Below are 20,966 nucleotides of genomic sequence, written 5' to 3'. Positions count from 1 at the left end.
GGTTAAAAGATTAAAAATTCTTTAGATTTCAGTGTGTCTGTTTCTATATAATAAGAAGTCATTATTTGTGGAATCTTACTAATGACTTCATTTATTTCGTTTGCTTTATCCGTAGTAAACCCTCCTTCTAATTTAAGAAAATAGTCTACTCTTTTCTTTTCAGGTATTAAATATACCTTAGCTTCACTTTCAGTAAATAAACCTTCTGTTCTGCTTTTTATATTTGTTTTATACACATTATCGATTAAAAACCAACTGTTGTCTGTTTCACAATCTATAAATTCATACAAAGGAAAACAAGCCTCGTAATCTTTGTTTTTAAAATCGATATCATTTGTACAACGTTCTAAACGAAGCTGTAAATGAGTGTTTAAGAGGTAAGCTAATCGGTAATTTTCTAGGGGTGTATGAATCCCTAATATATGGTAATCATTGCTCGAAAAATCATCTAAATGTACCGTGTGAATTTGCATTAGTACCTCAATTTACTACTATGCTAAGTTAAAGAATGTATTGATAAAATAAGATGAAAATAACGAAAACGATTTCGGCTATTAACTTTAAGAATTGTTTATCTCTTTTTGAAATGCGTAATATACACGCTTTGCAGCCATCTCTTCAGCTTTTTTCTTTGAAGTAGCTCTGCCTTTAGCAATTTTTTGTCCATCAATAAAAACAACTACGCTAAAGTGTTTTTGAGCTTGTTTACCGGTGTCTTCATAACTTTCAAAAAGATATTTTCGTTTTGTTTTTTGACACCATTCAATAATAAAACCTTTATAACTTGAGATTTTATTTTCTAGTTTTTGTAAGTCTACATAAGGAATAATAACTTGATCATAAATGAATTGATGACAGTAGTTATACCCTCTATCTAAGTAAATAGCACCAACTAAAGCTTCAAAAATATTTCCATGAATATTTTCACCTACTTGGTTTTGATTGATGTTGCTTTTTACAAATCGAATTAAGTCTAATTCTTTACCTAGTTTGTTTAAGTTTTCTCTACTAACTACTTTAGACCTCATTTGTGTAAGATAACCTTCATTACCTCTTGGTGCCTCTTTGTATAAGAAAGAAGCTATAACAGAACCCAAAATAGCATCACCTAAGAACTCTAAACGTTCATAGTTTATAGGTTTTCCTTTACTATCAGTCATTTTTAACGAACGATGTATAAAAGCTCGCTTATAATGATTTAGTTGTACAGGCTTAAAATTAAGTAGTGTTTTTAGGTCGTAATAAAATTCTTCGTCATCTTTAGTTTTAGGTCTAACTATTTTGCGAAGAAAATTCATAGGCTAAGAACGATTAATCTAATTTTCTAAAAGCTACACATGCATTATGTCCACCAAAACCAAAAGTATTACTCATGGCTACTTTAATATCTCTTTTTTGAGGTGTATTCAATGTTAAATTCAATTCTGGATTGATATTTTCATCAACATTAGAATGATTAATAGTAGGAGGGACAATACCATTTTGCATTGCTAAGATAGAAGCAATAGCTTCAATAGCTCCTGCGGCACCTAATAAGTGCCCAGTCATAGACTTAGTAGAGTTAATATTAATGTTTTTAGCATGGTCACCAAAAACTTCAGAAATAGCTTTTAATTCAGCTACATCTCCTAATGGTGTAGAAGTACCATGTGTATTAATATGATCTACTTCTTCAGGTTTAATTCCTGCGTTCTCTAAGCAGTTTTTCATTACTGCAATTACACCTAATCCATCTGGATGTGGTGCAGTCATATGGTGCGCATCAGAAGATAATCCGCCACCAATAACTTCAGCATAAATTTTTGCACCTCTAGCTTTAGCATGTTCATATTCTTCTAAAACTAAGGCTCCAGCACCTTCACCTAAAACAAAACCATCTCTTTCTGCATCGAAAGGACGAGAAGCAGTTTCAGGAGCATCATTTCTTGTAGATAATGCATGCATTGCATTAAAACCACCCATACCAGCTATGGTAACAGCAGCTTCACTACCACCAGAAACAATAACATCACAATGCCCAAGACGTATATAGTTAAGCGCATCAATAAGTGCGTTTGCTGAAGACGCACAAGCAGACACAGTTGTATAGTTTGGTCCCATAAATCCATGTTTAATAGATATATGACCAGGTGCAATATCTGCAATCATTTTAGGTATAAAGAAAGGATTAAATCTAGGTGTACCGTCACCTTTAGCATAGTTTAGAACTTCTCCTTGAAAAGTTTCTAAACCACCGATTCCAGCTCCCCAGATTACTCCTACCTTATACTTGTTAAGACTGTCTAAATTTAAATCAGCATCTTTAATTGCTTCATCAGAAGCAATCATAGCATACTGTGTAAATCTATCCATCCTTCTAGATTCTTTACGATCAATGTAATCTTTTACATTGAAGTCCTTGAGTTCACAAGCGAAACGAGTTTTGAACTTGGCAGCATCAAAATACGTAATAGGTGCAGCTCCGCTAACTCCGTTAACTAAACCATTCCAATATTGTTCTATATTATTTCCTATTGGCGTTAATGCGCCAAGTCCAGTAATTACAACTCGTTTTAATTGCATATATTCTTATTTTTTTGCTTCTTCAATATAGCTAATTGCTTGACCAACTGTGGCGATGTTCTCTGCTTGATCATCTGGGATCTGAATATCAAATTCTTTTTCAAATTCCATGATTAACTCTACAGTGTCTAACGAATCTGCTCCTAAATCGTTAGTAAAACTTGCTTCGTTAGTTACTTCGTTATCGTCAACTCCTAACTTGTCAACGATAATTGCTTTTACTCTTGATGCAATGTCTGACATAATTTTCTAATTTTTTAAATTTAAAATCGACGCAAAAATACAAATCTTAGGTTTTAATTCTAATTTTTGCTCGAAAATATGAGGTCTAAAATAAAAAATCTTTTTGTTAAGACCACATTGATGTTAATAAATGTTGTTTTTTTGCAGTAATAATAGCGTGTGTAGATTATGAAACGAATAATAATTTTTGCTTCTGGTTCTGGCAGTAATGCTGAGAATATAATAAGGTTTTTTCAAACTAAAGACACTATAAAAGTTGCTCATGTGCTCAGTAACAAGAAGGATGCCAAAGTTTTAGGGCGTTGTAAACGTCTAAAAATACCAAGTATAGTGTTTGACAAGCAAGATTTTGTAATTACAGATAAAATCTTGAATTTTTTGAAAGAAAATGCAGATTATGTAGTCTTGGCAGGATTTTTATGGCGAGTTCCAAGTAAAATTGTTGCAGCTTTTCCTAATAAAATAATTAATATTCATCCTGCATTATTACCAAAATATGGAGGAAAAGGAATGTATGGAATGCATGTTCACAAAGCTGTAAAGGAAAATAAAGAGGTAGAAACAGGGATTACAATTCATTTTGTAAATGAACATTATGATGAGGGAGCAATTATTTTTCAAGCTAAAACAAGTGTAGTTGCTACAGATTCTCCTGAAGATATTGCAGCAAAAGTTCATGAATTGGAGTATAAATACTTTCCTGAGGTAATAGAAAACACAATTTTATCTGAAAATGAGTAGTAAGAAAAAGTTTTATGTGGTATGGAAAGGAAAAAAGCCGGGAGTTTATACTTCTTGGGCAACTTGTAAAAAACAAATTGATGGTTTTCAAGGAGCGCAATACAAAGCTTTTGCTAGTAAAGTAGATGCAGAAAAAGCATTAAGAGAGAGTTATGAGAAGTATAAAGGAAAGGACACTAAAAAGAAGGTGCTTTCTGCAGCAGAACGAAAAAAATATGGAGATCCTATTTTAGAAAGTATTTCTGTAGATGCTGCTTGTGCTGGTAATCCTGGTAAGATGGAGTATAGGGGAGTACTTACGCATAACCATAAGGAGATTTTTAAAATGGGACCTTTTAAAAACGGAACTAATAATATTGGTGAGTTTTTGGCATTGGTTCATGGTATTGCATTATTAAAGAATAAAAATAAACCAACGATTCCTATTTATTCTGACTCGAAAATTGCAATGAGTTGGATAAAACAGAAGAAATGTAAAACGAATGTTGCTTTTGATAGCTCTAATAAAGATGTGTTAGAATTGATTAAAAGAGCAGAAAAATGGCTTCGAGAAAATAGTTTTTCAAATCCTATATTAAAATGGGAAACCAAAGCTTGGGGAGAAATTCCGGCTGATTTTGGCAGGAAATAACTTTTTATTTAACAAAACTTCGCAATAATGCTACTATAGGTTTTAATTCAGTAGGAGGTGTATCGTCATCAAACTGGCTAGAAGTATAGGTATTCTTATTTGTTTTTACAGATAATGTAGCGTGTAATGCACCATCGTATAATCTTTTGTTTGTAGGAGCTTTTAAAGCTGCAATTGCTGAAAGATTAATATTTGAAATGTACTTGTCTAACTTATTTCTTTGTTCTTTACTAATAGTATATGTGTTGGAAGAGTTGTGAGTTTTATAAAAAACAGTCTGATCTACCACAATAATATTTTCTGAAGATCCTCTAGTAATTGCATTAAAAGTAACTTCATCTACATTCGTTGTTTGTGTTTGTGCTTGAGAGGCACATGAGAAGATGAATAAAGAAACACAGCTTAAAAAGAATACTTTTAAAAAGTTAGTCATAGAAGAAAATTTTAATAAAAATATAAAAAGATGCTTAACAAAGCATCTTTTTATATTTTAACTCAACATCATTTTTGCCTTTTTTACAGCTTCTACAAGAGTATCTATTTCTTCTTTAGTATTGTAAAATGCTAAAGAAGCTCTTACAGTACCAGGAATTTTATAATAATCCATTATAGGTTGTGCACAATGGTGTCCAGTTCTTACAGCTATTCCTAGTTTATCTAAAATACTTCCAATATCATAAGGATGTATTCCTTCAATATTAAAAGATATTACAGATGTTTTTTTAGCTGTTCCGTATATTTTTAAACCTTCAATCTGGCTTAATTTATCTGTAGCATAAACTAAAAGTTCATTTTCTCTTTGTTGAATTGTGTCAAAACCAATTGCATTCATATAATCTATTGCAACACCAAAGGCAATTCCTCCACAAATATTAGGTGTGCCAGCTTCAAATTTATGAGGTAAACCTGCATAGGTAGTTTTTTCAAAGGTTACGGTTTCTATCATTTCTCCTCCACCTTGATATGGTGGTAGCATTTCTAATAGTTCCTTTTTACCATATAATAATCCAACACCAGTTGGTCCACACATTTTATGAGCAGAAGCAACATAAAAATCTACATCTAATGCTTGTACGTCAGGTTTTATATGCGGACAAGCTTGTGCACCATCTACTAAAACATAAGCACCTACTTTATGAGCTTTTTCAATTACTTCTTCAATAGGGTTTATGGTACCTAAAGCATTAGAAACATGATTTAAAAAAACAAGTTTTGTTTTATCGCTTAGTAATTCATCAAACATATCGATACGAAGCGAACCGTCTTCATCCATAGGAATGACTTTTAATATAGCTCCTGTTTTTTCACACATCATTTGCCAAGGAACAATATTAGAATGGTGTTCTAAAGCAGAAACAATAATTTCATCTCCTTCTTTCAAAATAGAAGAGAATCCAGAAGAAACGATATTAATACTTTCGGTTGTTCCTGCAGTTAGAATGATTTCATAAGAATGCTTAGCATTAAAATGTTCTTGAATTTTAATTCTTGCTTGTTCATATTTATCTGTAGCTTCCTGACTTAAAGTATGAACTCCTCTATGAATATTTGCATTGTAATTTGTGTAATAATCAACAATAGCATCTATAACAATTTGAGGAGTTTGAGAAGTGGCTCCGTTATCGAAGTATATTAATGGTTTTCCGTGTACTTTTCTATTTAAGATAGGAAAATCAGCACGGATCTTATTGATATCTAACATGAAATTAAATTTGTAACAAAAATACGGCTATGTTCGTAAACGAACAATCAAAGACTTAAATTCTTACATTTGTTAAAAACAAATTAAAGATGAAAATATTAAGAAGAAGCTTACTACTATTATTCACCATACTACTTTTAGCAGTTTTTTATAATTATCCTAAGTTAAATATAATAGCTGGATATGCAGCAAAGATGTCTGGTTCTTCTGTATTTCTAGCTAAAAGAAGTTTGGCTTTTACAGATAGTACAGATACAAATTTTTCCCCTGTAAATCTTGCATCTAATCGAGTAGATGCTGAAACAAAAACAACCTATTCTTCTGCATTTGGTTTGCTAACACGTAAAGCTGAATATAGAGAAGGACTAGGGAATATTTTAGTATTAGATGGAACAAATTTGGCTGAGGATATGCCAGTTCCTAAACGAAATCGATTAGAAAATGATTTAGCGTTTCCTTATGGAAACAAAGAACCAAAAGACACAGTTTTCTCTACAGTAGATTATACTAAATTAAATGCAACGGTAGATGCTATGTTTAACGATGTAAATAAAACAAGAGCTGTTTTGATTGTTTACAAGGACAAAATAATAGCTGAAAAATATGATACAAACTTTGATAAGAACTCTATATTACTAGGTTGGTCTATGACTAAGAGTATTACAAGTACATTGTTTGGTGTTTTACAATGTAAGGGAGCAATGAATATATATGATAAAGCTCCGTATGAAGAATGGAAAAATGATGATCGTAAAAACATAACTATTCATAATCTATTACAAATGAATAGTGGTTTAGAATGGGACGAAAATTATAATACTATTTCTGATGTAACCAAGATGCTTTTTTTGTCTGAAGATGTAACTACAGCACAAATTGATAAGCCTTTGGTTGGGAAGCCAAATGAAACTTGGAATTACTCATCTGGAACTACGAATTTACTTTCTGGAATTTTGAGAAAACAGTTTAATACGCATCAAGAATATTTAGATTTTTGGTATAGCGCTTTAATTGATAGAATTGGAATGAATTCTATGACAATTGAAACAGATATGAAAGGAAATTATATTGGATCTTCTTATGCATGGGCTACAGCTAGAGATTGGGCAAAGCTAGGATTGTTGTATTTGCATGATGGAAATTGGAATGGAGATGCTTTATTTGATAAGGATTGGGTAAAATATGCAACAACTCCTACACCTACTTCTGATGGCTGGTATGGGGCGCAAATTTGGTTAAATGCAGGAAGTAGATATCCTGATGTTCCTAAAAACATGTATTCTTTTAATGGGTACCAAGGACAGAATGTATTTGTTTTACCAGATCAAGATTTAGTTGTTGTAAGACTAGGTTTAACTAAAAATGCAGATGTAAATCATTTTTTAAGTGAAGTTTTAAACTCTTTTAAATAAGATTATTGTTATTGAATAATAATAAAGTAAATAAAAAAGCTCGAGAATTTTCTCGAGCTTTTTTATGATATATAGATCGTTTACTAGATTACATTCTTAGTACTTACATAAAATTCATTATAGCTTTCTAATAAACTAATTAAACCAGATATTAAATCTTGTGTTTCTAATAGAATACTAAAGTATAACGTAGTGTTTTTAGGACTTGTTTCGTCTGTTCGAATTCTATCTACTTGCCTTTCAATAGACTTAGTAACTTCTGTTAATAACTCTTTTTTCTCAGTAAGGATAGTAAATAAATCATCAAACTGCTTTGTTTCAAAAGCATCACTAATATTACTTAATAATTCAGATAATTTGATATCGATATACTTTAAATCTTTAATCTGAGATTTCTTAAGATTTTTATGATTGTTGTTTACGTGATTGTATGTTGCTTTAGAGATATAGCTAATAGATTGGGCTACATCTTGTAAGTATCCAAGAATTAAAATGTAAAACTTACTTGCTTGTACAGAAGTGTCATCTAAAGATTTAATAAAGTAAAAAACACCACTCTTTAAACTCTCAATTTCTTGATTAAGTTTTAATACGTGCTTTTCTGTTTTTCTTAATTTATTTAAATCATGAGTAGCTAAGTCATTTACAACATTAGAGTATAATTTATTAACTCTAACAGCAACACTAGCAATATGTCCAGAACTCTCTTCAATTACTTCATTAATAGAAATTAATTCAGCTCTTTCTACAAACTGTTGTTGTTTTTCTTCTTTATTCTTTTTAGAATATTGTAAGGTTGTTCTAACTAACATTCCAATAACTACAAGTAATAAAACTGGAATCATTGCTTTATCCCAGCTAATTAAAAATGCTACAATTCCAGCAGCAATAAAGGCTATAATAGCTGTTAAAAACCATCCTCCAATTACTTTTATTACCCCGGCAACTCTATAAACAGCACTTTCACGTCCCCAAGCTCTATCTGCTAATGAAGTACCCATAGCAACCATAAACGTTACATAAGTGGTAGAAAGAGGTAATTTCATTGAAGTAGCTATAGAAATTAAAATACTAGCCATGATAAGATTTACTGATGCTCTTACTAAATCAAAAGCAGGTAACTCATATGTTTTGTCTTTTGGAAGTTTAATAACAGGTTTTTCAAATTTAGCGTTAATATATTTCTGCGCTTTAGCAGGAATTAAATAATTAAAACCAATGTTTGTATACATGGCAGCCCTAACAATAATTCTAGACATATTATTAGGGTTGAATTTTTCTTGCCCATCTCCTTGACGAGAAAGGTTTATCCCTGTTTCAATTACAGCACGTGCTTTTTTAGAAGTCCATAAAGTAACTACCATAATAGCGCCAGCAAGCAATAATAACAATGTGTTAGATGGTACTTTGTTTGCTAGTATTCCCATAGAAAACTCACTTGCCCCCATTCCAGAAAGTTGCCAAGCATCGTAAGAATTTAAAGCAGCAATTGGTACTCCGATAAAGTTTACTAAGTCGTTCCCCGCAAAAGCCATGGCTAAAGAAAAAGTACCAATAGCAATAATGGTTGTTAGAATATTTACTTTAAATACTTTTATTAATAAGTAAGATATAGAAGACCATAACACAAAGCTTACAGCTACAATAGCGGCAGTGTTTCCTTCAATAATATGCTTCAAATTCGCGTAAAAAGGTGTTCCTTTTAAACCTTTAATAATGATAAAGTATGTAATAGCAGTAATGGCAAAACCACCAAAAAGGGCGTTAATATACAAAGGTCTTTTATCAAAATCGAAAGAATAGATTAATCTAGAAAAATATTGTACAATTGCTCCAACAGTAAATGCAACGAATACGGAGAGTACAATTCCTAAAATAATTTCAGTAGCAGTTTCGTGGTTTATATAATTCCATATTTCAGTTACAGAATCGTCTGTTCCCGAAATTTTAATCAATGCTATTGCTACAGCTGCTCCTAATAATTCAAAAACAATAGAAACTGTTGTCGAAGTAGGCATTCCTAATGAATTGAAGATGTCTAAGAGTAAGATATCGGTAATCATTACTGCCATAAAGATGTACATGATTTCTTCAAACATAAACATATTTGGATTGAAGATACCTTTACGAGCTACTTCCATCATACCACTTGAAGTTACTGCTCCAAAGAACACTCCAACACTAGCAATAATCATAATAGTTTTAATAGGAATAGCTTTTGAACCAATTGCAGAGTTCAAGAAATTTACAGCATCATTACTAACACCAACAACTAAATCTAAAATTGCAAGTCCAGCAAGTGCTGCTAACATTAAAATATATGGGTCTCCCATTCTTAGTATTATTAAACTCGACAAAAGTAAAGACCTATATTTTTCGGTATGTTATGTAATTGTTATGAAATTAAAATTACTGCTGATAAAATGCAATATTTTTTGGGCCTTCAAGAATGGTTTTCACGATTTGCATAGTACCATTTTCGTGAGTGGTAAGATGCCATTTTACTAAAGTGATTTCGTAATTCTCAATTTCTAAGCCTGTTATGCATCTTGGATGCACACAACTACCGTCGTTAAAGTAAGGTAATTCGTTAGGTTGAGGAAAGCGAGGGCGATGGGTATGGCCAGTAACAACAATTTGACGATTATTTTTAAGAATCCATTTTTCGATATGACGTTCTACTTTTATAAGCTCTTTAAAGTTTTGTGCAGGACTTGTTGGGTCTTTTATACCAATAATTTGTAATGGCCTCCATAAAATCTTCACTAAAAAACGACTGAGTTTCCAAAAAGTATAGTTAAACCAATCTGCCTGATGTCCATGTAGTAAAAAAATAGATTGTCCGTTTTCGTTTACCAATTTAATAGCTTCAGAAAATGATGCATTCGGCATTAATGTTTCTTCTTTTCCTGTGGAAGACTCATAATAATTGGAAAGGTTTTTTGTGATGTTCTTAGGGTTTTTATAATCCATATCATGATTTCCCCAAATAAAATGGACCCTATTGTGTTCGTAAAATTTTTTCAGAATTAAAAAAGAGTCTTTATTAGCACTAAAAATATTATCAAATGAATTTTCCCAAAGTTCATCACCATCTCCTAATTCAATGTAGGTAAAGTCATTTGAAAAATATTGAGAAAGTGCATAATTGTAGATTTTTCTATTCCTAGCAAAATCATCTGCGAAACTATTATCACCTCTATGACAATCTGAAAATAAAATATACTTAGAATCTTTATGTAAAGGAAGTGTTTTTGCTTTTTTAAAAGCATTGCTAATTCTTTTGTTTGCAGACATAATGTACACGAAATAATGAGATAAAGATGCATAAAAAAAACCGAGTTGTAAAACTCGGTTTCTTAATGTTATAATATCTACAAGGGATTATTGCCCTGTTATTCTTACATTTTCTACTTGGAATGTAGTAGTAACACCACCGTCTCCTCCAGCGTATCTGAAAGCAACGTATACATCTCCATCTAAACAAGATAAGTTGATAGAGCCAGATTGTGTAAAGTTAGGCTCAAATCCACTACTAGGACCGTTTGCTAAAGTAGCATCTACTCTTAACCAAGTTGCTGCAGCAACATCTCCAGTATAGTCTGTAGAAACCCAAACAGATAATGCTTCACCATTATTAAATCCAGTTTTAGTTTCGAAAGTTAATTCTTCGTTTGTAGTTCCGTTTAAGTTAACAGCAGGACTAATTAACCACATTTCTAATGGGTTTTCTCCAGTTCTAAATGCAGATCCTTGCATGTATTTGTTACCACTAAAACTTCTTAATGAGAAAGTAGTAGCACCACCGTTTGCATTAATGTTAGTCCATCCAGCAGCTTCAACATCTGCAGTAGTTCCATAAGAATCAAAAGTCTCATCTAAAAGAACTGTACTACCACCAACAGCACCAGTACCACAATCTAATACAGGAGGATCACATCTTTCAGGATTAGAAAAATCTAAATCAGCAGGAGAGTTTGCTACTAATACGAAGAACTCTGCACGGAAATCTTTTGCTAAAATAGCTGTTGCTTTACCACTTCCAGTTGCTACTATATTTGATTTGAAGCTAGCAAAAGTACTTGTTTGTAATGGAATAGTATTCTCAGTACCACATTCGAAGATATTTCTGAAACCATCAAATTGATCGTTTGCTTCTCCAGCATAAGTTCTACCTAATTCGTTTTTAGCAAACTGAGCAGATTCTAATTGTACTAATGTGTTTACATTTTTGTCCTCAATAGCATCAATTGTGATTGCAGTAGGAATAATTTCAGCTACTTCAGCAGACTTTACAATAACGTCTCTGTATGTAGTTGAAGGAATGTCGCTAACTCTACCTTCGCTAGATAATAATCCTAAAGTATATACTCCAGGTACTCCATTTACAGGGCTAATTCTACTAGAGCTTTCACCGTCATCATAAGTAACAGTTAAACCATCTAATTTGATGAATACTTTTCTACCTACTTGATATGTTTGGCTTAAAGAACTATTGTTTACTAAGATTTCAATACCTGCAGTTGGGTTTTCAGGCTTATCTTGAACAACTAATGTTTTAAAGAAGTTTCCAGCAGCATCACTAGATACAACATATCCACTAACGTATGTTGGTGTATCGTTTACACGATAGGTAAGTGTTAAGTTACCATTGCTATTAAACTCTTGAGTTAAATCTTGCTGTACTTTAGCAACAGTTAAAGTAGTTGTGATGTCTGGTTCTGAAACGCTAATGTTCGGAACTTCAAAATCATTGTCTTCTACACATGAAATAATTGAGATGGAGAAGATGAAAAATGATAAAATGCTTAATATCTTATTTGTTTTCATTTTTTTTCTATTTAAAAAAATATTGTATTAAAATCTATAGTTTATGTTAACGAAGTAGGTAGTTCCTCTACCATACCAGTATTTATTACCAAAAACAGGAGTGTCTAACGCTCTGTCATCTCTTAATTGACGATAGTTAGCATTTCTTCCTTGTTCAAAACCTCCAGTTCTATATTCACGGTTTAAAATATTACCGATACTAGCAAAAAGCCCAATATACTGTCCGTTTCCTATTTTCCATGATTTACCACCAACGGCATTTAATACCATGTAGTCACTAAATCTTTCTTGTCTTAATAAATCTCTTGCGATACCAGGATCGTAATCGTTAAATGGAACTCCACCATCATCTGCAAAGTTACTACTTCTTGTTAAAGGAGCTACATCTATATATGTGTCTCCAAAAAAGTTTGCAGTTGCTCCAAACCACCAGTAATCTGGATCTCTATATTCAAATCCGAATGAATATGCTTTTTGTGGTCCACTAGCTAATCTATAATTTTTTAAGTAAGATTTTCCGAAATCTCTAATTCCAAAATTTCTTACTAACTCATCGCTTGAATTTGTGTCAACAAAATCTTCAGAAGCAACAAGTAAGTTAGGATTGTTATCAAATGTATATTGACCAATGTTTGCAGCTCCTTTTAAAGTTAACGTTGGAGTTACTTTAACATTCATTCCAAATTCAGCTCCAATATGTCTTCTGTCTATACCTTGTAAAATTTCTTGAACAAAAGCAGTGTTATCACCACCAATACCATCAGCAAAGAAGAATGAAATTTCTGTTGCATCTTGGCCTCTAGTGTAGTATGCAGTAGCTCTTGCTTGTACTATTGGAGACCTTATAATATAACTTGCATCAAATGATAATACTTTTTCGCTAGTTAAGTTAGGTACAACAGCGTTGTTTTCTCTTGAATTAGCAAATGTATTTCTTAAAGTTGGTGCCTTTGTAAGGTATCCTGCATTAAAGTCTAATAAATGACGACCAGTTATCTTATAAGTAATACCAGCTTTAGCTCCATAGTTTGTGAATTCTTGTTTTGGAGATTTTCCAAACGAAGTATCACGGAATCCTCCATTTTGATATAAACCTTCTCTTTGGTGTGAAGTTCTAGAAACTGTACCAGCTAAGAAAAAGTCAACTTTATTGTATTTGAATTGCGCTTGTGCAAATCCGCTTAATACTTCTGTATTTAGGTTAAAGTTGTATTTAAAACGATCTCCTTCACCTACAAAATGTAAAGGTTCTAATAAGTTGTTTTGCTTTTCGTCAAAAGTATCAGCAAAATTATCAACATCTAAATACGTAGTTCCACCTAATAAGTCTAAAAGCTTAGCGAAGTTTTCAGATTTTTGAGTTGTATAATTAACAGAAGCGTTTAATAAGATATTGTCTGTAATTTGAGATTCTAAGATTGAGTTGATAGTAAATCTCTTATCTTCATTACGATCTTCGTATAATACATAAGCAGAATTTCCTCCGTAAAGTGTATTTGCAGTGTATAATTGATTCCAATCTAATTGTCCGTTATTAGCAAATTCTTGGTACATACCAAATACATCTGGTAAACCATTTCTAACACCGTAACTTGGTAATTTTTGATAGTATGTAGGATCTGGATTAGAACTTCCTAATTCTACAATAAAAGGATTTCCATTACCATCTAAAACATTATCTACTACACGCGCACCGTTAAAATCGATTCTACTGTTTCCAATTCCACCAAACTGGTAAGCTACATTAGTAGTTAAAGAAGTTTTGTCTGAAATATTCCAATAATGATCTAACATGATTATTGGTTCTTCTACATCTTTAATTCTAGAGTTTCTAATTTCTCCGTTTTGGTATCCCCAATAAGGATTGTACTGAATTCCTTTAATATCGTATACTTCTTGAGTATTTGGAGCTCCTTTACCTCTTCTGTTAGCAGCGAAAATAGAAGTAAAGTTTAAGCTGTGCTTATCGTTAAATACTTTTTCGATAGAAGCAAATGTAGAGTATGCATTGTATGATGTTCCGTCTACAAAACCTTCATTAGCTAATCTTCTACTTCCAGAGAAAGTAAATGCCCATCCATCATCCATAAGACCAGTTGCGTACATTCCCATTACTCTATGCACATAACTTCTATTAGAAGAAGCATAAGAAACTCTTCCTCCTTTTCTGTACTGTGAAGCTCTAGTACTAATATTTGTAGAACCTAATACACCACCAAAAGTATAGTTAGAAGGTGCTAAACCATTCGTAAACTCTTGATTTCTTAATACGTCATTTAAACCACCCCAGTTAGCCCATTCTGGTCTTCCTGTAGAAAGTTTATTCATTTCAACACCATTAATAAGTAATTTAGCATTGTCTGAATCTAATCCTCGGATTCTAAAAAATGAAGAACTAAATTCAAAAGCAGCAGTTCTTAAATATACGTCTCTAGAAGCTTGTAATAATCCAGAGATATTATCTGCAGCAGTAGTGTCATCATTAAGCTCATCGTCAGTAATTACAATTGTGCTTAAGTCTAGATCTTCAGAAAATTCATCTTCATACATGAAAATAGTTCCTAAATCAATTAAACTCCCTGTTAAGTTTACAGGATAGTTCTGTGTTTCATAGCCATCCTTCTTAATTACTATGATATGTCTTCCATTTGGTAAGTTTTCAAGGATAAAAGCTCCGTCTGTACCAGTTGTTTGGCCAACACTTTGTCCTTCTACGCTTACAGAAACACCTTGTAGTAATCCTTCAGAATTGCTATCTTTTACAATTCCTTTTACAACGTTTTGTGCAGAGATGCCAATAGCCATCATGAAGCAAAAAAACATTGATAAAATAGTCTGTTTCATAAAATTGATTAATGTGTTTTTTTAAAAAATGCCCACAAAACTAGGGTTTTTAAGTTTGTTAATGTTAAGTTAACATTAATATTTTGAATTTTTTTTAAAGAATTCGGGTCTGGGTTGGATTTTGTCTTACTTTTGCCGCGTTAAATTTTAAATAATGAAAAGAATAGTATTCTTAAGTGTATTGCTACTAAATTTTTTAGTGGTTAATGGACAAAAAAAGTATAAGATAAGAACCGTAGGTTTTTATAATCTTGAAAATTTATTTGATACAATAAACGATACAGCTAAAGATGATGAGTTTAGTCCTATGATGGAATTGAAAACTAATAGATCTAAAGTTTATTGGAATAAAATAGATAAGTTAGCAGATGTTATAGATCAGATGGGTGAGGAGAAGGCAAAAACAAGCCCAGCTATTTTAGGAGTTGCTGAAATTGAAAACAAACAAGTTTTAGAAGATTTAGTAAAGTCGAAGAAACTTAAGAAAAAACGTTATGGGATCATTCATTTTGATTCTCCTGATAAAAGAGGGATAGATGTAGCTTTATTATATCAACAACGTTATTTTAAGCCAGTGCATTATGAAGCGGTAAATCCGAATATCTATTCAAATAATAAAAAAGTATATACAAGAGATATTCTATGGGTTTCAGGTTATTTAGATAATGAATTGGTTCATGTAATCGTAAACCACTGGCCATCTAGAAGAGGAGGAGAAGCGAAAAGTAGACCGTTAAGAGAGAAAGCAGCTTATAAAGTTTCTCAAATAATTGAACAAATTAGAGAGAAAGAAAAGAATCCTAAGATAATTATAATGGGTGATTTTAATGATGACCCTACAAATTCTAGCTTTAAAAGTGTTCTAAAAACAAAAGCTAAGAAGAAAAATGTAAAACCAGGAGATATTTATAATCCTTATGAAAAGATGTTTAAAAAAGGTTTGAATACATTAGGGTATAGAGATAATGTTAATCTTTTTGACCAAATAATGTTTACTTATCCTTTATTAAATAAGAAAGGAGAAAATGACTTTACAAGTTTTAAAATGTTTAAGTCAGCTATTTTTAACAAGCGTTTTTTAACTCAAAAGAAAGGAAGATATAAAGGATATCCTTTTAGAAGTTTTTCTAATGGACAATATACGGGAGGTTATAGCGATCACTATCCTGTTTATATTTACCTTATTAAAGAGGATAAATAAAAAGATTTTACATATAAAGATCAATAAAAAATACTGGTGTAAACCAGTATTTTTTAGTTTTTACATATTTCGTTTAGGTAGCTGTTTAATCTTAGTTGGAAGAGTGAGCCTTTTAAAAGGTCTTCAATTTGCCCTAACTCTATAGAAGATACAGCCATGCTTACCTTATTAGATGGGGTTTGTAAAAGTAACGATCTACAATTTTCTCCTAATTGACATTCTGGACATCTTTTTTGTTGTTTGGTGTCGAGAATTTTTTCTAAGAATACTTCAATTTCATTCATGGTTAAATGAAAGCCTACATCTCTAAATATAATCTGTATTAAATTAGAAGTAGAGTTTAACCATCTAAATGAAATTCCTATTTGATTTTCATATATTCTTATAATTTCTTCCATAATCGTACTTTTTATTACGGAACAAATATAGTTTATTTAGAATAAATCTAAATAATTATTTTAAATCTTTTATTTGTAGCTGAATAGAGGTGTTTCCGTTCCAGGTGTTTTCCTCTAGTTGGTATACAATTTCAAAAGTATTTTGAACTGTATCTATTTTATTTCCTAAACCAAATCCTATAGCTCCAAAACTGTTTTTAGAAACTCCTTGAAAAACAGTGAGTTTTAAGTGTGTTTTGTCTTCTCCCACTTGTTTTCCATATCCATTGTCTCTTACAGATGAGCTTTTAAATATTGGGCGCATATTTTGTGGGCCAAAAGGAGCCATTTGTTGTAGGATTCTAAAAAATTTTGGCGTGATATCTAAAAACTCTAGTTCCGTATCGATAGTAACTTCTGGGATTAAGAGTTCTTTATCTATAGTGTTTTTAACTACCTCTTCAAATTTCCATTTAAAATTTTCATAGTTTTCAGGTAGTAATGTAAGCCCCGCAGCATATTTATGTCCACCAAATTGTTCAATATATTCAGAACAAGCTTCTAATGCGTTATATACATCAAAACCTTTTACAGATCTTGCAGAAGCAGCTAGTTTATCACCACTTTTTGTGAATACAAGAGTGGGTCTATAATAAGTCTCTATTAATCTTGAAGCAACAATTCCAATTACACCTTTATGCCAATTTTCATTATAAACTACTGTTGTAAAGGTGTCTGTTTCGTTATTATCTTCAATCTGATATAAAGCAGCTTCAGTTATTTTTTTATCTAGTTCTTTCCTGTCAATATTAAACTGCTCTATAGCAGCTGCCATTTCAGTTGCAGTTTCAGAAGTATCAGCGGTTAATAATTCTACAGCATAAGTTCCGTGTTTTATTCTACCAGCAGCATTAATTCTAGGGGCAATAGTAAAAACAACATGAGAAGTAGTGATGATTTTAGTAGAAAGAGAGCTAATTAATGCTTTAATTCCTGCTCGAGGGTTGGAATTAATAACTTGCAGTCCATAATGAGCTAAAACTCTATTTTCTCCTGTCATAGGAACAATATCAGCAGCAATTGCTGTCACTACTAAGTCTAAATAAGGAATTAGAGTTTCAATTGTTTTTCCTTTTCGCTGCGCTAACGCTTGAATTAATTTAAAACCAACACCACAACCGCATAATTCTTTATAAGGGTAACTACAGTCTACACGTTTTGGGTTTAAAACAGCAATAGCATTGGGGATTTTCTCTCCAGGTTTATGGTGATCGCAAATAATGAAATCAACACCTTTTTCAGTAGCATAGGCAACTTTGTCAATAGCTTTAATACCACAGTCTAAAGCAATAATTAAGGTGAAATCATTGTCGTCAGCAAAATCAATTCCTTGATATGAAACACCATAGCCTTCTTTATATCTGTCAGGAATATAAGTAGCAATATTAGGATATGTTTCTTTTAAATAAGAATACATTAAAGAAACAGCAGTAGTTCCATCTACATCATAATCTCCATAAACGAGAATCTTTTCTTCTGTTTCTATAGCTTTTTCTATTCTAGCAACAGCTTTTTTCATATCTTTCATTAAGAAAGGATCATGTAAGTTTTCTAAAGAAGGTCTAAAAAAATGTTTCGCTTCATCAAAAGAGCGAATGCCTCTTTGAGCTAAAATAGAAGCTAATTTAGTGTCAATAGATAAATCAGTAGCTAATTTTTCTGTAACCTCTGAATCTGGCAATGGCTTAACTTTCCAACGCATAATTATAAAAAATGTACTTTTGTTAGCAATTCGTAAATGTAATTCATAAAGGCATGAAATCAAAAAAACTAATAAACTGTATGGTTATTGGTGCCTTGTTATTTCATTTTAATGTTTTATGTCAAAACATGCCCCCAGAAATAACAGCAACAGGAAATCAAACTTATTGTCCCCTAAGTCAAATTCCCATTGTAACAGATTTTAGTATTGTTGATGTAGATGATACTACTATTGAAACTTTTTATATTCAAATATCTTCGGGGTATGAATCAGGCTCTGATGTTTTAATACTTACAGGAACACATTCCTCTATAGAGGCAGAGTGGGATGATAGAGAAGGGAAGTTAACTTTAAGAGGGGTTGGAGGAATCCCAATGCTGTTTTCTGATTTGGAAAGAGCAGTAAGAGAAGTTGTATTTGAAAGTACTAATCCAGATGTTTCAGGAGTAAAAGATTTTTCATTAACTACAGGAAATGCAAACTTTCTACCATCTAATCAACATTATTATGAATTTGTTCCTAATATAGGCGTTTCGTGGACGGAAGCTAAGATGCTAGCTGAAGATAGAATGTATTTTGGATTGCAAGGATATTTAGCAACAGTTACTTCTAGAGAAGAAGCAGCTATAGTTGGAGAACAATCGAAAGGAGCAGGTTGGATTGGAGGAACAGATGAAGAAGAAGAAGGAGTATGGAAATGGGCAACAGGTCCTGAAGCAGGAGCTGTTTTCTGGAATGGAGGTGTAAATGGAACAACACCAAATTTTGCATTTTGGAATCATGGTGAACCTAATAATGCTGGAGGGAATGAAGATTATGCGCACATTACAGATGATTCTGTAGGTGTTATAGGATCATGGAATGATTTGCCTTTGAATGGAGATTCTGGAGTATATGAACCAAAAGGGTATATTGTTGAATATGGAGGAAGAACAGGAGATCCTGTGTTGAATATTTCGGCAAGTACAATGATTAATGTAGGAGAAATAGGAATCACATCAATTACGGAAGGAGAATCTTGTAGTGCCACTTCGGTAATGCTTTCAGCAAGTTCTTCTGAAGGAGTTGTTTTATGGTATGATACCCCTGCTGGAGGAAACTTAGTGAACTCAGGTAATGTTTTTACAACTCCTACATTAACTAATACAACAACTTATTATGTTACAACATCAGAAGCTGAGTGTAGCGGTAGAATTCCTGTAAGAGCTACTATTAATGAGTTGCCATCTGTGGTTAATGTGGAAAATGGATACGTTTGTGGTAGTCCTGGGAGTGTTGTATTGGAGGCTACTGCTTCAGAAGGAACAATTAATTGGTATGATTCTTTAACAAGTACAACTCCTATTTTTAGTGGTAATAGTTTAGAGGTAACAATTAGCGTTAGTACAACTTATTATGTGGAAGTAGAAAGTTTAACAGGATGTGTTTCTGCAACAAGAACGCCAGTAGAAGCAGTCGTAGAAAATGTTGTGCCTGATTTTGATGTCGAAGAAGAGTTGTTTATCTGTGTAAATGAAGGAATGTTAACTATAGCTGCAAGTAACCCTTTGGGTATAGATTATTCATATGTTTGGACAAACGAAGAAGGAAATGTTTTGGTTACTGAAAATACTCTTAGTGTAGTAGAGGCGGGGAACTATTTTGTACAGGCTACTTCAAGGGCAGGATGTAAGTCAGAGATAAAAAAAATAGAAGTTAAAGCCTCTGAAATAGCATCTTTAACTGCTGAAAGTTTAATCATTTCAGATGATACAGAGAATAACTCTATTTTAATATTAACTGACCAAATAGGTGTAGGAAGCTATGAATATGCGGTAGATAATGAAAACTATACGTCATCAAACTTTTATGAAAATTTATTACCAGGTATTCATACTCTTAATATAAGAGATAAAAATGGTTGTGGTGTAACTAGTGTTGAATTCTCTGTTTTTAATTATCCTACTTTTTTTACACCTAATGGAGATGGTGTAAAAGATTCGTGGAAGATAGATGGTTTTAGAAGCAATGAGTATGCGATTTCAAAAATCGTTGTATTTGACAGATATGGAAAGTTATTATTTGAGAACTCAGGTACTTCTGAAAATTGGGATGGAAGATATAATGGTAAAGAGCTCCCTTCTGGTAGTTATTGGTATCTTGTTGAAGTGACCGATAAAAATGGACGAAAAATCCATAAGAAAGGAGCGGTTGGTTTATTAAGGAAATAGCTATTGAATATTAAAAACTATTTCTGTTGAAACTTCTGCAAACTTGCGAAACATTTCCATAACACCACAATATTTTTCTACAGAAAGGTTTACAACTTTGGTTAGTTTTTCCTGATCTAAATCAGCTCCATAAAAGTGATATGTCATATGTACTTTGTCATAATATTTAGGATGTTCATCAGTTAGGTTAGCTGCTACAGTAATTGTAAGGTCATCAAAACTAACACGCATTTTTTCAGCAATTAACACAACATCTAGTCCAGAACAACCTGCTAATGAAGATAGCATTAAAGCTTTTGGAGATGCACCAACTTCATTACCACCATTTTGAAATGAGGTGTCCATTAAAATTTGTGCTCCGTTAGGATTGTCGCTTTTAAAAAGTAAGTTTTTCTTCCATTCTGTGGTTACGAAATTAGATGCCATATGAGAATTTTTTTGTTTATTGTAA

General features: G+C 32.2%; 18 protein-coding genes. 5 read left to right on the top strand and 13 right to left on the bottom strand.

What is annotated here, in order from left to right:
- Nucleotides 1-2: 2 nt before the first annotated feature.
- The 4 genes from ACKTTC_RS07160 to ACKTTC_RS07145 form a co-directional block, all read right to left on the bottom strand.
- Complete coding sequence (locus ACKTTC_RS07160; protein WP_408039122.1) at nucleotides 3-473, bottom strand: IPExxxVDY family protein; 471 nt, start codon at nucleotides 471-473, stop codon at nucleotides 3-5.
- 87 nt (nucleotides 474-560) lie between these two features.
- Nucleotides 561-1,298 carry a ribonuclease III gene (gene rnc / locus ACKTTC_RS07155; protein ID WP_408039121.1) on the bottom strand — a complete coding sequence of 246 codons (738 nt, stop codon included), beginning with the start codon at nucleotides 1,296-1,298 and terminating at the stop codon, nucleotides 561-563.
- A gap of 13 nt (nucleotides 1,299-1,311) precedes the next feature.
- Nucleotides 1,312-2,562: a beta-ketoacyl-ACP synthase II gene (gene fabF / locus ACKTTC_RS07150; protein WP_408039120.1), complete on the bottom strand. Its 1,251-nt coding sequence runs from the start codon at nucleotides 2,560-2,562 to the stop codon at nucleotides 1,312-1,314.
- Nucleotides 2,563-2,568: 6 nt separating this feature from the next.
- Nucleotides 2,569-2,805 (bottom strand): acyl carrier protein, encoded by a 237-nt coding sequence (locus ACKTTC_RS07145; protein ID WP_075340350.1) that lies wholly within the window; start codon nucleotides 2,803-2,805, stop codon nucleotides 2,569-2,571.
- Between the two features lie 168 nt (nucleotides 2,806-2,973).
- Here ACKTTC_RS07145 and purN point away from each other — a divergent pair, with 168 nt between their 5' ends.
- Together purN and ACKTTC_RS07135 are read left to right on the top strand one after the other, a co-directional pair.
- Nucleotides 2,974-3,546, top strand: a complete 573-nt coding sequence (gene purN / locus ACKTTC_RS07140) for a phosphoribosylglycinamide formyltransferase (RefSeq protein WP_408039119.1) — start codon at nucleotides 2,974-2,976, stop codon at nucleotides 3,544-3,546.
- Complete coding sequence (locus ACKTTC_RS07135) at nucleotides 3,539-4,177, top strand: ribonuclease H1 domain-containing protein (RefSeq protein ID WP_408039118.1); 639 nt, start codon at nucleotides 3,539-3,541, stop codon at nucleotides 4,175-4,177. The genes purN and ACKTTC_RS07135 overlap by 8 nt, the downstream gene beginning before the upstream one ends.
- A 4-nt stretch (nucleotides 4,178-4,181) precedes the next feature.
- Here the strand turns inward: ACKTTC_RS07135 and ACKTTC_RS07130 are convergent, their stop codons facing one another.
- Both ACKTTC_RS07130 and ACKTTC_RS07125 read right to left on the bottom strand, forming a co-directional pair.
- Nucleotides 4,182-4,610 (bottom strand): hypothetical protein, encoded by a 429-nt coding sequence (locus tag ACKTTC_RS07130; RefSeq protein WP_408039117.1) that lies wholly within the window; start codon nucleotides 4,608-4,610, stop codon nucleotides 4,182-4,184.
- 57 nt (nucleotides 4,611-4,667) lie between these two features.
- A complete protein-coding gene (locus ACKTTC_RS07125; RefSeq protein WP_408039116.1) occupies nucleotides 4,668-5,879 on the bottom strand; it encodes an aminotransferase class V-fold PLP-dependent enzyme in 1,212 nt (403 codons plus the stop codon).
- An 89-nt stretch (nucleotides 5,880-5,968) separates the two neighbouring features.
- Between ACKTTC_RS07125 and ACKTTC_RS07120 the strand changes: the two genes are divergently transcribed.
- The gene (locus ACKTTC_RS07120; protein WP_408039115.1) at nucleotides 5,969-7,291 is read left to right on the top strand and encodes a serine hydrolase domain-containing protein; all 1,323 of its coding nucleotides are present in this window, start codon (nucleotides 5,969-5,971) and stop codon (nucleotides 7,289-7,291) included.
- Nucleotides 7,292-7,374: 83 nt separating this feature from the next.
- On the opposite strand, the gene ACKTTC_RS07115 is transcribed toward ACKTTC_RS07120, so the two are convergent.
- From ACKTTC_RS07115 to ACKTTC_RS07100, 4 genes are all read right to left on the bottom strand, one after another.
- On the bottom strand, nucleotides 7,375-9,624 hold the full coding sequence (locus ACKTTC_RS07115; protein ID WP_408039114.1) for an inorganic phosphate transporter: 2,250 nt from the start codon (nucleotides 9,622-9,624) through the stop codon (nucleotides 7,375-7,377).
- A 76-nt stretch (nucleotides 9,625-9,700) separates the two neighbouring features.
- The gene (locus tag ACKTTC_RS07110; RefSeq protein ID WP_408039113.1) at nucleotides 9,701-10,588 is read right to left on the bottom strand and encodes a metallophosphoesterase; all 888 of its coding nucleotides are present in this window, start codon (nucleotides 10,586-10,588) and stop codon (nucleotides 9,701-9,703) included.
- Nucleotides 10,589-10,675: 87 nt separating this feature from the next.
- Nucleotides 10,676-12,121 carry a DUF5689 domain-containing protein gene (locus ACKTTC_RS07105; protein WP_408039112.1) on the bottom strand — a complete coding sequence of 482 codons (1,446 nt, stop codon included), beginning with the start codon at nucleotides 12,119-12,121 and terminating at the stop codon, nucleotides 10,676-10,678.
- 27 nt (nucleotides 12,122-12,148) lie between these two features.
- Nucleotides 12,149-14,965 carry a carboxypeptidase-like regulatory domain-containing protein gene (locus ACKTTC_RS07100; protein WP_408039111.1) on the bottom strand — a complete coding sequence of 939 codons (2,817 nt, stop codon included), beginning with the start codon at nucleotides 14,963-14,965 and terminating at the stop codon, nucleotides 12,149-12,151.
- A 154-nt stretch (nucleotides 14,966-15,119) separates the two neighbouring features.
- Here ACKTTC_RS07100 and ACKTTC_RS07095 point away from each other — a divergent pair, with 154 nt between their 5' ends.
- Nucleotides 15,120-16,166: an endonuclease/exonuclease/phosphatase family protein gene (locus ACKTTC_RS07095; protein ID WP_408039110.1), complete on the top strand. Its 1,047-nt coding sequence runs from the start codon at nucleotides 15,120-15,122 to the stop codon at nucleotides 16,164-16,166.
- 53 nt (nucleotides 16,167-16,219) lie between these two features.
- Here ACKTTC_RS07095 and ACKTTC_RS07090 read toward each other — a convergent pair whose 3' ends face one another.
- Both ACKTTC_RS07090 and recJ read right to left on the bottom strand, forming a co-directional pair.
- Nucleotides 16,220-16,564, bottom strand: a complete 345-nt coding sequence (locus ACKTTC_RS07090) for a hypothetical protein (protein ID WP_408039109.1) — start codon at nucleotides 16,562-16,564, stop codon at nucleotides 16,220-16,222.
- A gap of 55 nt (nucleotides 16,565-16,619) precedes the next feature.
- On the bottom strand, nucleotides 16,620-18,305 hold the full coding sequence (recJ, locus tag ACKTTC_RS07085) for a single-stranded-DNA-specific exonuclease RecJ (RefSeq protein ID WP_408039108.1): 1,686 nt from the start codon (nucleotides 18,303-18,305) through the stop codon (nucleotides 16,620-16,622).
- A 128-nt stretch (nucleotides 18,306-18,433) separates the two neighbouring features.
- Here recJ and ACKTTC_RS07080 point away from each other — a divergent pair, with 128 nt between their 5' ends.
- Nucleotides 18,434-20,515, top strand: a complete 2,082-nt coding sequence (locus ACKTTC_RS07080; protein WP_408039107.1) for an Ig-like domain-containing protein — start codon at nucleotides 18,434-18,436, stop codon at nucleotides 20,513-20,515.
- On the opposite strand, the gene ACKTTC_RS07075 is transcribed toward ACKTTC_RS07080, so the two are convergent.
- Nucleotides 20,516-20,941: an OsmC family protein gene (locus tag ACKTTC_RS07075; protein WP_408039106.1), complete on the bottom strand. Its 426-nt coding sequence runs from the start codon at nucleotides 20,939-20,941 to the stop codon at nucleotides 20,516-20,518. It abuts the gene before it with no gap.
- Between the last annotated feature and the right edge of the window lie 25 nt (nucleotides 20,942-20,966).

The sequence above is a fragment of the Tenacibaculum amylolyticum genome (assembly GCF_964511145.1).
GTDB lineage: Bacteria > Bacteroidota > Bacteroidia > Flavobacteriales > Flavobacteriaceae > Polaribacter > Polaribacter amylolyticum.
This window is presented reverse-complemented; position numbering and strand designations above follow the sequence as displayed.

Excerpts from the sequence above, each read along its gene's own strand:
- ACKTTC_RS07160 (WP_408039122.1), bottom strand. The coding sequence starts at position 473 with ATGCAAATTCACACGGTACATTTAGATGATTTTTCGAGCAATGATTAC.
- rnc (WP_408039121.1), bottom strand. The coding sequence starts at position 1,298 with ATGAATTTTCTTCGCAAAATAGTTAGACCTAAAACTAAAGATGACGAA.
- fabF (WP_408039120.1), bottom strand. The coding sequence starts at position 2,562 with ATGCAATTAAAACGAGTTGTAATTACTGGACTTGGCGCATTAACGCCA.
- ACKTTC_RS07145 (WP_075340350.1), bottom strand. The coding sequence starts at position 2,805 with ATGTCAGACATTGCATCAAGAGTAAAAGCAATTATCGTTGACAAGTTA.
- purN (WP_408039119.1), top strand. The coding sequence starts at position 2,974 with ATGAAACGAATAATAATTTTTGCTTCTGGTTCTGGCAGTAATGCTGAG.
- ACKTTC_RS07135 (WP_408039118.1), top strand. The coding sequence starts at position 3,539 with ATGAGTAGTAAGAAAAAGTTTTATGTGGTATGGAAAGGAAAAAAGCCG.
- ACKTTC_RS07130 (WP_408039117.1), bottom strand. The coding sequence starts at position 4,610 with ATGACTAACTTTTTAAAAGTATTCTTTTTAAGCTGTGTTTCTTTATTC.
- ACKTTC_RS07125 (WP_408039116.1), bottom strand. The coding sequence starts at position 5,879 with ATGTTAGATATCAATAAGATCCGTGCTGATTTTCCTATCTTAAATAGA.
- ACKTTC_RS07120 (WP_408039115.1), top strand. The coding sequence starts at position 5,969 with ATGAAAATATTAAGAAGAAGCTTACTACTATTATTCACCATACTACTT.
- ACKTTC_RS07115 (WP_408039114.1), bottom strand. The coding sequence starts at position 9,624 with ATGGGAGACCCATATATTTTAATGTTAGCAGCACTTGCTGGACTTGCA.
- ACKTTC_RS07110 (WP_408039113.1), bottom strand. The coding sequence starts at position 10,588 with ATGTCTGCAAACAAAAGAATTAGCAATGCTTTTAAAAAAGCAAAAACA.
- ACKTTC_RS07105 (WP_408039112.1), bottom strand. The coding sequence starts at position 12,121 with ATGAAAACAAATAAGATATTAAGCATTTTATCATTTTTCATCTTCTCC.
- ACKTTC_RS07100 (WP_408039111.1), bottom strand. The coding sequence starts at position 14,965 with ATGAAACAGACTATTTTATCAATGTTTTTTTGCTTCATGATGGCTATT.
- ACKTTC_RS07095 (WP_408039110.1), top strand. The coding sequence starts at position 15,120 with ATGAAAAGAATAGTATTCTTAAGTGTATTGCTACTAAATTTTTTAGTG.
- ACKTTC_RS07090 (WP_408039109.1), bottom strand. The coding sequence starts at position 16,564 with ATGGAAGAAATTATAAGAATATATGAAAATCAAATAGGAATTTCATTT.
- recJ (WP_408039108.1), bottom strand. The coding sequence starts at position 18,305 with ATGCGTTGGAAAGTTAAGCCATTGCCAGATTCAGAGGTTACAGAAAAA.
- ACKTTC_RS07080 (WP_408039107.1), top strand. The coding sequence starts at position 18,434 with ATGCCCCCAGAAATAACAGCAACAGGAAATCAAACTTATTGTCCCCTA.
- ACKTTC_RS07075 (WP_408039106.1), bottom strand. The coding sequence starts at position 20,941 with ATGGCATCTAATTTCGTAACCACAGAATGGAAGAAAAACTTACTTTTT.